This window comes from Legionella brunensis (assembly GCF_001467025.1).
In the GTDB taxonomy this organism is placed as follows: domain Bacteria; phylum Pseudomonadota; class Gammaproteobacteria; order Legionellales; family Legionellaceae; genus Tatlockia; species Tatlockia brunensis.
Map to the genome: position 1 here is coordinate 188,553 of NZ_LNXV01000003.1, position 12,706 is coordinate 201,258.

Genomic DNA, 12,706 nt, shown 5'->3' on the forward strand with positions numbered 1-12,706 from the left:
TTTGACAAAACGGGTAAGAAAAACATTTAAATTTTACTTTTTGTCCATTTTTTGGGATCATTGGTTCTTTATTAAATTAACTCTGAAAGATGTATGACAGCAGTTTTGCGAAGATTACAGTCTCAAGTTGGCTATATTCCTGAGAAGCCCACGGGGAATAATTTATCCCCATGGCGGTTCAGTGATTTCTTAGGGCAGCAAAAAACCGAGTATTTTCAGTCACTTGTTCGTGGTCATGTTGTACTCAATTTGGAGTACACGGTATTTTGCAGCAAATTAGCCAATGAGATTATTAGCAATAACGCGCGGGTGCATTCTAAGGAATATGATGAGGAGCTCAGTGAGCAAATTGCCACTGCTTTAGTCCTGTCAGAATTATTGACGCATATTTATCGCCATTATTTGGGAGTTCCAAGAGAAGTAGCGCGTTTAGAGGAAGAGCAAAAAATTTATCGAGCTTGGCTGCAACGCTATTATCAATTCTCTGAAAAAGAGGCGACTATTCCTGGTGAAAAAGAGAATAACGCTACTCAACCTCCCGGATTTTTTACACAGAAAGTAAGAGACACAACAGCCTGGCTAAACTGGCCTCGCTTATTTTCTGTGCGAACGCGACGAGTCTTCACAACATTGATACAGATTCCTCAAGTAAAAGATTTTCAATATTTGTATCGTTTTGTCGTCTTCGCAGACCAATTTGCTAATCCCGTCTTGACCTATGTATCTTGGATATTTTATGTCCCTCGCTTTTTAGTCAATCTTATCCTCTTGCTTAAGCACCTTATTCCTGGTCCCTGGTTTGAAGCTGAAGAAAAAGAATTGTCTTGGTTTACACGTCTACAAGCACAATTGCAGAGACGTTGGTTTGAGTTAGGGAACGATACGGTATGGTTAACTGGTGGTCTACTAAACTGTTTTGTATTGACAGGGGCCTTGGCGCCCATCGGGATGTACTTAACCATTTCTCTTTTTCTGTTTGATGCGCTTTGGGCGGGGCTTCGAGCGTTTATTGAACTTGGCCGGTTGAAAGAGTTAGATAGTCAATATGCTCGTATCCATGAGCAATTAACGTCAAATGGAAGTGCTGCTCCTGCAGAAATTAAAGAACTGGAGGAGTATCAACAAGCGTTACAACAACGCATGTCTTTTGAACGTCGACGATTAATGCTGAGTGTAATTAGCACGTGTGCTTCATTTGTGGGAATGTGTTTGGCAATACCAGCGTTAACCAATCCAGTGATAACTTTTATTGGCGCGGTAATTGTTATTACGATTACTTTACTCACTTATCTTAAGGTACAAGAGCTCGAAAAACAAAGACCTGCTAATAATATTAGAGCATTGGCGGAGCCTAAATATGCCGCTATCCTGAAAAGGGAAGGATTATTTAATTGCCAGGATACTAAAGACGCAACAGCTGTACCAGAGAATGAATTTACCACAAACTCAGGTATGATTATCCCGAGAATGTGTTAATGTGATCCGACTGTCATGGAGCATCTCTTGATTCAATGCTATTCTTGGAAATTTGCAGCATTGGGAGCTTAGGACAATGAATTTACCATCATTTACTTCGATTGATGTAGCAGGCTTTGTGAAGCGGTTGGAAAGCTTATTACAAACGAACCTCGACCGAATAACATCGATTCTAGAAACCTCAAAAAAATTTACCTGGGACAATCTCATGCGTCCATTAGAAGAAATGGATGATGCCTTGGAGCGATTTTGGTCGCCATTGTCACACTTGCATGCTGTGGTAAATTCAAAATCTTTGCGCGAATGTTATCAGGCTTGTTTGCCTAAATTGTCTGCCTATGACGCAGCGATTGGTCATAATCACCAACTCTATAGTGCGATTAAGTCGTTGGATGAAAAAGAATTAAATCACGTTCAACAAAAAATTGTTGATGACACACTTCGCGATTTTGAGTTGTCAGGGGTTGCTTTATCCAAAGATAAAAAGGAACGTTTTGAGGCAATCCAGACACAATTATCCGCGTTGTCGAACCAATTTGAAAATAATGTATTGGATGCGACACAAGCATTTAGTATTCATATTACTGAGGAAAAACGGTTAAAAGGGTTACCTGAACATGCCTTACACACAGCACGTGAATTGGCTGCTGAGAAAAAGGTAGAGGGTTGGGTATTTAATCTTGAATTCCCATGTTACCTTGCCATTATCAGTTATGCTGAAGATCGCTCATTACGAGAAGAAATGTACCAGGCCTATGTAACGCGTGCGTCCGATCAAGGTCCTTCTGCCGGAAAATTTGATAATACGGGAATAATTAATGAAATGCTTGCGCTGCGTCATGAAAAAGCGGAGCTGCTAGGTTTTCACAACTACGCAGAATTATCATTGGCAACGAAAATGGCAGAATCCACGGCTCAGGTAAATGATTTCCTCGGTGATCTCTCTTCTCGGGCTCATGAGCAAGCAGAAAATGAATTTAAAAAGCTACAAGAATTTGCCCAAAAAAGCTATAAAATTGATGAGTTGGCACCTTGGGATATTGCTTATTTATCTGAGAAAAAAAGGCAAGCGCGCTATGCCATTTCCCAAGAAGAGTTACGTCCCTATTTTCCTTTAAGTAAAGTGATGCCTGGTTTATTTGCGATTGTAAATAAACTTTATGGGATGACTTTTGAAGAGGTACAGAATGCTGATGTTTGGCATCCTGACGTAAAATGTTACCAAATTGCTGATGAAGCAAAGCAGATTCGCGGTTACGTTTATGTGGACTTATTTGCACGACCCCATAAACGTGGTGGAGCTTGGATGGACTCTTGTCAAAGCCGACGTCAGTTCGAGAATGGTAATTTTCAGCTGCCCATCGCGACATTGACCTGCAATTTTGCCAAGCCTTCTGCCAATAAAGCAGCAATGTTATCGCATGATGAAGTATTAACTTTATTCCATGAGTTTGGTCATTGTCTGCATCATGTTTTAACACGTGTCGATTATTTAAGTGCTTCCGGTATCAATGGTGTGGAATGGGACGCTGTGGAATTACCCAGTCAGTTTTTTGAAAACTGGTGTTGGGAACAAGAAGCTTTACAATTACTAGCAGAGCATATTGATACTAAGGAGCCACTGCCCCAAGCGTTATTCAAAAAATTAATGGCTGCTAAAAATTTCCAATCGGCAATGGCAATGATGCGCCAGCTTGAATTTTCGCTTTTTGATTTTCGCATTCATCAAGAATTTACACCACATCAAAAAGATTTTGTCGCAAATACCTTGGCTGATGTTCGTAAGCAAACCACGGTTGTCCCACTTGTTGCTTACAATCGTTTTCAACATAGTTTTTCTCATATTTTTGGCGGCGGTTATGCGGCAGGTTATTACAGTTATAAATGGGCCGAAGTTCTTTCTAGCGATGCCTTTTCCCGTTTTGAGGAAGAGGGGATTTTTAACGAGAAAACCGGACGTGATTTCTTGCATACTATCCTTGAGGTGGGCGGCTCTAAAAAAGCAGCCGAAGCCTATCAATCCTTCCGGGGGCGTCCGGCAAAAGTGGATGCTTTGTTACGCCATAATGGGATTGGTTGCTAAAACCAAGGGGCATATCATGCGATATGCCCCTTAAAAATTTTCTAAGACTTGAATATGCTATTTATCAAAAAAATTTTTCTTCCTTTTACGCTCTTTTTCGGCAGCTTAAGTTTCACGATTGCCTCTCCTTCCGAATCCTTAACTATTGGTGAGGACAAGCTGGAGTTCATAAAAATAGATGAAACAAAGTTGCCTAAGCCCTTTGATTTCTTACTAACGCAACCTCTTATGACACTTGGGCTAGAAAAATATTATCAACGTAGTGGCAAAATTAAGATTATTCATGCGCATGAAAATAAACTGGATAATACCTATTCTCGCAGCATTCTTATGCTTATGGATGGGAAAAAAGAACGTAATCATGTCCAGTTTGCCGAGGCTAATCATGAAGAAGTGGCCGTTGAGTTCGCACGCATTACCATGAATTTCAAGGTTCTGCCTAAAAAAGTCATCGATGGGATTCTTAATAGTGATGTACCATTCGGGAAACTATTGGCCACTCATCAAATAAAAACATACACGACTGGGCGTGAGTATTTTTGGGTTAGCTGTGATGCTGAGTTGGCGAGTCTTATACATTGTAAATTGCATAGTAAACTCTATGGACGAAAGAATATTTTGAGCCAAGAAGATAATAAGCAATGGCTTGCTAAGGTGATTGAAATTCTACCTGTCGTAAAATGTAATGTTCAGGAGTGCCACACGGTATAGTCTGGACGATAGCCTTTTCCTGTTTTTATCACCTGACATTCGAAAAAAATTAACCCATACCATATGGGGTCATATCTCATTTGTGTTATAATTAAATTGTACAGTAAAGGGGGGCGACCTGGCTTCGACGTGGGTTGCGAAACCTGAGGTGCATGCCGAGAATGAGAACTCTCGTAAATCAGACTCACTAAATATAAATGCAAACGATGAAAACTTTGCAGGTGAAGCTATCGCTGCGTAAGCTTTGATAGTGTAACCGCACCGTGCGCTGCCATAAAACCAGCGCCCCGTTGACCGAGCCTGCTTATCGGTATCGAATCAACGGTCATAAGAGATAAGCTCGCATCTTAGCCCGTCCCGAGTTAAGGTGTTAAATTAAGGGAATCGCCGTGTTCGATCCTGCCTGTCGGAGAGGCCACGGTTAACCTAATAGACAAGGCTACGCATGTAGAGCTGACGGCAGAGGATTTGCGGACGCGGGTTCGATTCCCGCCGCCTCCACCAATTACACTTCCAAGAACATCCAATACCATCTTATAACCCTTGATATAAAAGGGTTTATACCTTAATCTCCATCCCATAACGTCTAATAAGTACCCCCAACAGCCAATGCTATATTGGGGTATATCTGGGGGTATTTCGACAAGTTGTGAAGGAGATACCCCCAATGGCATTAACTGATGTCAAAGTACGTACAGCTAAACCTCAAGAAAAAGCCTACAAGCTTTCCGATGAGAAAGGCTTGTTTCTTTATCTTACGCCGAATGGTAGCAAGTACTGGCGGCTTAAATATCGATATCTTGGTAAAGAGAAATTATTAGCATTAGGTGTTTACCCCGATGTGTCTTTAGCTTTAGCTCGTGAACGTCGAGATGATGCTCGTAAACTCTTAGCAAATAAGATTGATCCTGGTGAGTACCGTAAGGTAATGAAAACGGCATCCACTGAACGTGCGCTGAATAGCTTTGAACTTGTTGCACGTGAATGGTTTGCCAAACACTCACAAAATTGGGTTGCCAGTCATGCTGACAAAATTATTCGCCGTTTAGAGCGAGATATCTTTCCCTGGCTTGGCTCAAAACCAGTAGCTGAAATAACCGCGCCTGATCTACTTGCGGTTCTTCGACGCATTGAAAATCGAGGGGCTTTAGAAACAGCACATCGTGCAATGGGTAATTGTGGTCAAGTATTTCGTTACGCTATTGCAACTGGACGAGCGGAACGAGATCCATCTCAAGATTTAAAAGGTGCACTTCCGCCAGTTAAAGGAGCACATTTTGCAGCACAAACTACGCCAGAGAGCTTTTCTAAGTTATTAAAAGTCATTGATGGGTATGAAGGCACATTAATTGTACGTTGTGCTTTAAGGTTGGCGCCGCTTGTGTTTGTTCGTCCTGGTGAATTGCGTAATGCAGAATGGGCTGGTATCGATATTGATAACGCAGAATGGCGCTATATCGTCACAAAAACAGATACCCCCCACATTGTTCCTCTTTCAAAACAGGCAATTGCTATTTTACAAGAATTACACCCCCTTACCGGCTCTGGTCGTTATTTATTTCCGAGTGCGCGCAGTATTAATCGACCTATGAGTGACAACGCTATTCTGGCAGCACTAAGACGTTTGGGAGTTAGTAAAGAAGAGGCTACTGGGCATGGATTTCGTGCAACAGCTCGCACTTTGCTTGATGAAGTGTTAGGGGTACGACCCGATTTTATCGAACATCAGTTGGCTCATGCTGTACGTGATCCCAATGGTCGGGCATATAACCGTACTGCATATTTACCAGAACGTAAAAAGATGATGCAAGACTGGGCTGATTATTTAGATTCAATAAAATAAATGTGGAGAAAAAGGATGTTGAATAGAGCCAATTTTGATGATTTTAATATAAGTGAAGCAGAGGCTAAAAAATTTATTCAATTGGGAATTAAAGGAGAATTGCAGTTTGAAGTAATGAATAATCAACAATCACATTATCAAGTACTCAACGAAAGACAGTTGAATGAAATTCTTAGCAATCATCCCGAGAAGAAAGAAGTACGTTTGACAGACGGGCATTACAATCCTCAACGGCATAATTTTGATAGTTTCAGTTATGAGCAACGCATAAACTACGAGAATATGTGGTTTGATGCTGTAAAATTTAAAGCTATTTTGGGGAAATACCCCCACTACTTGAAGAATGGAGTAGCGCCAACTCAAGAAGATAAGCTACAAACTAGCCCCTATTTTCGTGAATTTACAAAGCGTGCAAGTAAAGCTATACAGGAATACCCTGAATGGAAAAAGAATCAGAGAAAAATCCAAGTTACTGGAAATTTTATGGAATGGTTAAATGAACGAAGTGCAAATACCCGTGAAGCAGATGTTATAAAAAAAATCTTGTCAGACTTTTATAAAGAACTCAATTAAATCAATACGTTATTTCTGTCAGAAATTTTCTTTTTGACAGAAGATGTGACAATTTTTTACTCAATATATCTTCAAGTCATGTTTAACACTACTGCCTAAGGAGGCACAAACATGACTAATAATATTCTTAGACTTCCAGCTGTAAAAATATCTAGCGGTCTTCCCAGAAGCACTCTCTATCTTCGAATTTCCCAAGGTTTATGGACAAAGCCAATTAGTTTGGGTGCTCGTGCTGTAGGATGGCCTGCCAATGAAATTAGTGCATTAAATGCTGCTCGAATTGCCGGTAAATCAAATGATGAAGTTCGTGATCTAGTAAAACAACTGGAAGCTGCTCGTAAAGAGATAGGAGGAACGAATCATGCGCAATAAAATGAATCGTTTCAAGAAAAAATTTAATCGTGATTCATTACCTAATCCTGGTCAATATTTTCGTGAACAAGGTCTAAAGTTAACTGGTGGTGGAGAATGGAAATCAGCGCTTTGTCCGTTCCACGCTGATACAAATCCCAGCTTGCGACTTCGATTAGATTCAGGTGGGTTTAGGTGCATGTCATGTGGTGTGCATGGGGGTGATGTTTTAGCCTTCCATATGCAACTGTATAAGATTGATTTTATTACGGCAGCAAAACAGCTTGGGGCATGGGAGGATAGACCATGAAAATTTTATCCGAAACACTTCAAGAAGCCGTTTGTAGATTAACACAGAAAATGATTAACAAGGGTTTTCAGCAAGAAGCCTTACATGAATATAAAGACTCGGAAGGCAATATACTGTATTGGCGAATACGGTTAAAAAATCCTACAACTGGTGAAAAATGGATTCGTCCTTTGAAATTGGATGAAAACAAAGGTTATTGCTTAGTAGAACCTGAGTTTTCTAATAAAAAGCCTTTGTATAATTTACATAACCTAGCTTATCAATTGAATTCCCCAGTATGGATTGTTGAGGGTGAGTGGTGTGCAGATGCATTAACAGAACTAGGTCTTATCGCCATCACAAGTGGCTCCGCCGACTCACCTTCTAAAGTTGATTGGCAGTGCTTATCAGGTAGAAAAGTAATTATTTGGCCTGATAATGATAAAGCTGGAAAAAGATTTGCTGATGCCGTTTGCAATGAATTGCGTCCATTAGGTTGTGAACTTTGGCAGATAAATATTGACCTATTAAATTTACCTGCCAAAGGTGATGCGGTAGATTGGCGTCAAATGCATCCTGAGGCAACTGTTACAGAAATTACTGCTTTGCCCTTACTCGATTTGTCGGCATTAATTATAACGTCCGAAGAGCCCAATGTTAATGAAAAAGAAGCTGAAAAGCGAGAAAGTCAGGCTTCATCAATTGTGAATTTTGTTGTTGAACAAGTTGAACTATTTCATGACCAAAATTCAATGGTGTATGCGCAAGATAAATTAACGAAGGAAACCAGGAGACTTGATAGCAGGCAATTTAAGGATTGGTTGATCTCAACTTATTATGAAAAAACAGAGAGTGCTCCCCGCGACCAATCTGTAAGAGAGGCATTAAGTACTTTAGCCGGAATAGCGCGTTTTAAAGGTGTATGTCAGGATGTGCATATTCGTGTAGCAAAGCATGATAATGCTTACTATATAGATCTAGGAATTCCAGAGAGTAGTAATGTTGTTTGTGTAAGACCTGGGCAATGGCAAATTGTTTCTGAATCACCTGTAAAATTTCTGCGACCAGATTCAATGCGTCCTTTATCTGTACCTGTGTCCGGTGGTGATTTAGCTCCATTATGGGGATTGATCAATATTCCTGAAAATGAGCAAATTCTAATTATCGCTTGGTTAATTGAATCATTAAGACCAGATACCCCATTCCCAGTTTTAGAGCTAATTGGTGAACAAGGAAGTGCAAAAAGTACGACACAAGCTTTACTTAGACGATTAATTGATCCCAATGCATGTGATCTTCGTGCCGCACCGAAAGCGGTAGAAGATATTTTTGTCACAGGTGGTATTAATTGGTTAGTAAGCTATGAAAATATCAGTCATTTATCTCCTCAAATGCAAGATGCATTATGTGTTTTGGCCACTGGGGGAGGTTTTGCAAAACGCAAGCTATATACTGATGCAGACGAGTCAGTGATTATTGTCAAAAGACCAATTGCACTAAACGGTATTAGTGCCGCAGTAACAGCACAAGATCTAATTGATCGTACCATTTCCATTGAAACGCCCGTCATTACAAGAAGAATGGAGATGAATGAAATTTGGCGAATATATGATGAGAAACACCCTATATTGTTTGGTGCCTTATTGGATATTTTTGCTAAATCATTAGAGCGTTCGACAATGGTTGAATTGCCTGTTGAAAATTGCCCACGTTTGATTGAGTTTACAAGATTAGGGATGGCGATTGCTGATGTGATAGGGCATGGGCAAACTACTTTTTTAGATATATTCAATGCATCTCGGTATGAATCAATTGCGCGAACTATTGACGCAAGCCCTGTTGCGTCAGCACTAATTGAATGGTTTGACAGGCGTGGGCGCCAAACTACCCAGCTTCCAATAAAAACTTTATTTGCCCAAGTGGAAACGGCTAAACCAAATAATTCTGATAGTTGGCCGAGATCTGCAAAGGGATTCGCAGATGCATTAAGAAGAGCCGCCCCCGCATTAAGGCAAATGGGTATCAAATGCCATAGTTTAGGAAAAATTGGAAGTTATGTTTCCTGGGAGATAAAAGCAATGTGATTAATTACCGAATTCATGTCTTGCATGTCTTCATGTCTTTTAAAGACTTCAAGACTTGTAAGACATTGATATGACAATTATTTACTATGTTTAATCCATTTGTTTTTTATGAATAAACACTGCAAAAGATACTGTAAAATGATTAGAGACCTTGTTAAAAACAATAAATAACAAGTGATGGAGAATAAAAAATGACATTTAAAATTGGTGAAAGTGGCAATCCTACTGGCCGGCCTAAAGGAACAGGATATAGACAACAATTGTTTAACAGTTTAGTTGAACCTCATAAAGATGCCCTCTTTGATACAGCTATACAACTTGCGCTTAGTGGTAATGAGTCAATGTTACGCTTATTTCTCGAACGTATGCTTCCTGCTAAACCAACAGATGATGCTATCGCGGTGAAGATGCCGCTAATAGGTGACAACAAAGCTTATGCTTTATCTATCTGGGGAGAGGCTATTATACAGGCTATTTCGCAAGGTGAGCTGACACCAGAACAGGGTAGAACAATTATGGGTGTAATAGATGCCCAACGCAAAAACATCGAGACCGCTGATCTCTCAATTCGACTTATAGAAATAGAGCGTACTTTAAAATTCAGGAAAAAGGAGAAATAAATTATGCGTCAGATTCATGATAATCAATATGCTCAATTTACGCCTAAAGAACGATTGAATTTAACATTTGCAGCACTTTCACGCGGTGATGAAACGGAAGCCAATCGCTTATGGCAAACGTGTCCACGGCATAGGTATGTGGCACATGATTTTGAATACACTTTAGGTGTCAGTGCGCTTACTATGCTGGGATCATTGTTTTTTGAAAAATGTGTCATGCATTATAACCTGACTAAGAGAGCAGAATTACTGATCATGGGTTCTGAGCAAGATTTAGAATACGAGGAAAAAGAAGGTTTCAACGATTTTGCAAATCAATCACGAAAATTCATTGAGATCGTCAATACAGCACAAAAAGCTCATATATCAAAACTTAAAGGATTATTTGAGGGTTTTAGACGATTTTGTGCTGATGAGAACCTTGATAGTGAAAATATTTTGAAAACTATACCATTAGAAAGCTGCTGTTATGATTTAGCTATATTACTTGCCAGTGATATTCAAATAGATTCACAGTATGTAAATCAAGTTAAAGATTTCTTTTTGGAACATTGGAATCTTTAATTTAGCTCTTAGCTTTTTTGATATTTATTTATTAACAAACGAAAAACTTGTCTTCAGAGTTCTGCTGTAAATTACGAGCTTTGAATGTTGGGATTTTTTAGTTCAGATAATAAGGGTATAAGCTCACCCACTTCTATGTTTAAAGCGAATGCAATTTGAATTAAATTCTGGATTGAAATATTTTGCTCCCCTCGCTCAACTCGCCCCATATAAGTACGCCCCATGCCAGCAGCATCGGCAATACTTTCTTGAGAGTAGCCTTTTGCTATACGTAGCATTCTAATTTTATTGCCTATTTTTATCAGATTGTGATGCTTTTCTTTCATAAGGAAAGTTAAAGCGATCACACCCTATAAGTTCCACACCTAATAGGTGGCATTAATTTAAAAGTTGCTGTACAATCACGTGGCTGATCAAAAAGAAGGCATAATATAACGATCAAACGTGAAGTTCAAAAATAAAAAGCTTGCCTCAATCCATATAATTTTATGGTCAAAATTTAAAAATGATTGCTAAATGCTTCTTTTAGTAAAAGATGCATGAACCTTCATTAATTTGAATTAATCGAGGCAAATAAATGAAATTATCAAAAATCATCGTAACGTTTATTAGCTGTTTTGTTCTCATGAACACAGCTTTTTCTCAAGATAAAATTATCGAAACTAAAAACATATCGGGAAGCTCTAATTATCAACTTGAGAATATTTTAAATGATTTTTCTTTATTAAGTTGGGATGCTAGAGAAAAAGAATTGCAGAATGTTATTGATAAAATTGAACGCCTTGCCACTACTTCCGATAAAAATTTATTTCTTGCTCGTGCTTATACAATTTTCCCTGGAAAAAAATACGTAAATTTAAATAAAGCTTCTAATTTAATAGAGAATTATTTGAAACATAATCCAGAATCGTATGAAGGATATTTGGTACGTGCGAAATTTATTATTGAAAAAAATGATCTGGATTTTTTTCGTTATATGGTTAAGCCGAGTAAAGAAAAAATTAAAGAGCATAATGAGGCTCATGATCAAGCACTAGGGGAAATAGAAAAATCTTTAAAAATTAAAGATTCAGCCGAAGGGTATCAGCTTAAAGCACGGTTAAGTGAAGGGGAGGAGAAAATTAAATTGCTGGAGAAATCCATTTCTATTAACCACAACTACAATGAGGCTTGGCGAGAATTAGTTAGCGAATTAAGATATAAACACCGATATGATGAAGCATTTTCTAAGTTGGGTGAGTGGATAAAAAACACCCAAAATCCTAACCTGACAATTGAAATTTTGAGAGAGCTTGCCTCTGTCCTAAGAGATCAAAGAGAACCACAAAATTCTGTTCAAGTATTAAATACCGCATTAGCAATTAGAAACAAAACTGGCTCTGATGGCCTTGATACTATTTATTCTGCCCTTGATGACATTTACCTGGACTTAGCTCGTAGTTATAAAGATGCTAAAGATACCAAACATGCTGAAGAATATTATAAAAAATATTTGATACTTAATCCTAAATCTTGGTACACGCGTTTTGAGTTAGCATATTTATATGATAGTAGCGGACAAGTAAATAAGGCCATTACTCAATATGAGCAGGTTCTTGCATATAATAAAAATAGTTCTTCATCTATATACAATCTTGGGTTGCTTTACGAAAAAATCGATGAGGAAAAATCCAAAGAATTATTTATTAAATATATTAAATTAAACATTGATAAAGAAGATGAACATTCGATCAAATGGATTGAAAATGCTAAGTCACAACTTCGTTCAATGGGTGTTTTTGATTATCCACAAAGTAAAAAAGAGCTAGAGAATCTAAAACCAAAATCAAGCAGCCTTAGTAAATGGCTATTGCTTTTGTTCTTGCTTCCATTTTCCTGGAAATATAAAAAAGCAACCAGATTTATCATCATATCCTCAATGACAGCAGCAGTAGTTTTTATAAGCATTATTGAAGCTGATAGTTCTGATCCAAGTTTAGTAAAAGCATTTCTCTATTTTATCCCAGTGGTCTGTACAGGCACATTTTTATTATATGTTTTTAGGAAGCAGCAATGATGTATCTCAATAATTGTAACAAGTTATTTATTATAGGGTTTTTTTTCTGTTTGTGG

12 protein-coding genes and 1 other RNA gene are annotated in these 12,706 nt (G+C 38.5%); 12 read left to right on the forward strand and 1 reads right to left on the reverse strand.

The window, feature by feature from the left end:
* Positions 1-93 precede the first annotated feature (93 nt).
* From Lbru_RS01215 to Lbru_RS01260, 11 genes are all read left to right on the forward strand, one after another.
* Positions 94-1,476 carry a hypothetical protein gene (locus Lbru_RS01215; RefSeq protein ID WP_058440355.1) on the forward strand — a complete coding sequence of 461 codons (1,383 nt, stop codon included), beginning with the start codon at positions 94-96 and terminating at the stop codon, positions 1,474-1,476.
* A 76-nt stretch (positions 1,477-1,552) separates the two neighbouring features.
* On the forward strand, positions 1,553-3,559 hold the full coding sequence (locus Lbru_RS01220) for a M3 family metallopeptidase (protein WP_058440356.1): 2,007 nt from the start codon (positions 1,553-1,555) through the stop codon (positions 3,557-3,559).
* A 54-nt stretch (positions 3,560-3,613) separates the two neighbouring features.
* Positions 3,614-4,270: a hypothetical protein gene (locus Lbru_RS01225; RefSeq protein ID WP_065235403.1), complete on the forward strand. Its 657-nt coding sequence runs from the start codon at positions 3,614-3,616 to the stop codon at positions 4,268-4,270.
* Between the two features lie 109 nt (positions 4,271-4,379).
* Positions 4,380-4,774: a transfer-messenger RNA gene (gene ssrA, locus Lbru_RS16550) on the forward strand.
* Between the two features lie 163 nt (positions 4,775-4,937).
* Positions 4,938-6,113 (forward strand): tyrosine-type recombinase/integrase, encoded by a 1,176-nt coding sequence (locus Lbru_RS01230; RefSeq protein WP_058440357.1) that lies wholly within the window; start codon positions 4,938-4,940, stop codon positions 6,111-6,113.
* A 15-nt stretch (positions 6,114-6,128) separates the two neighbouring features.
* Complete coding sequence (locus Lbru_RS01235) at positions 6,129-6,686, forward strand: hypothetical protein (protein WP_058440358.1); 558 nt, start codon at positions 6,129-6,131, stop codon at positions 6,684-6,686.
* 111 nt (positions 6,687-6,797) lie between these two features.
* Positions 6,798-7,058: a helix-turn-helix transcriptional regulator gene (locus tag Lbru_RS01240; protein WP_058440359.1), complete on the forward strand. Its 261-nt coding sequence runs from the start codon at positions 6,798-6,800 to the stop codon at positions 7,056-7,058.
* A complete protein-coding gene (locus Lbru_RS01245; RefSeq protein WP_058440360.1) occupies positions 7,048-7,347 on the forward strand; it encodes a CHC2 zinc finger domain-containing protein in 300 nt (99 codons plus the stop codon). The genes Lbru_RS01240 and Lbru_RS01245 overlap by 11 nt, the downstream gene beginning before the upstream one ends.
* A complete protein-coding gene (locus Lbru_RS01250; RefSeq protein ID WP_058440361.1) occupies positions 7,344-9,410 on the forward strand; it encodes a hypothetical protein in 2,067 nt (688 codons plus the stop codon). Before Lbru_RS01245 ends, Lbru_RS01250 begins: the two co-directional genes overlap by 4 nt.
* A 191-nt stretch (positions 9,411-9,601) precedes the next feature.
* Positions 9,602-10,030 (forward strand): DUF5681 domain-containing protein, encoded by a 429-nt coding sequence (locus tag Lbru_RS01255; RefSeq protein ID WP_058440362.1) that lies wholly within the window; start codon positions 9,602-9,604, stop codon positions 10,028-10,030.
* Between the two features lie 3 nt (positions 10,031-10,033).
* Positions 10,034-10,594 (forward strand): hypothetical protein, encoded by a 561-nt coding sequence (locus Lbru_RS01260; protein WP_058440363.1) that lies wholly within the window; start codon positions 10,034-10,036, stop codon positions 10,592-10,594.
* A 71-nt stretch (positions 10,595-10,665) separates the two neighbouring features.
* Here the strand turns inward: Lbru_RS01260 and Lbru_RS01265 are convergent, their stop codons facing one another.
* Positions 10,666-10,941, reverse strand: a complete 276-nt coding sequence (locus tag Lbru_RS01265) for a helix-turn-helix domain-containing protein (protein ID WP_338011168.1) — start codon at positions 10,939-10,941, stop codon at positions 10,666-10,668.
* A 230-nt stretch (positions 10,942-11,171) separates the two neighbouring features.
* Here Lbru_RS01265 and Lbru_RS01270 point away from each other — a divergent pair, with 230 nt between their 5' ends.
* Complete coding sequence (locus Lbru_RS01270; protein WP_058440365.1) at positions 11,172-12,650, forward strand: tetratricopeptide repeat protein; 1,479 nt, start codon at positions 11,172-11,174, stop codon at positions 12,648-12,650.
* Positions 12,651-12,706: the final 56 nt, after the last annotated feature.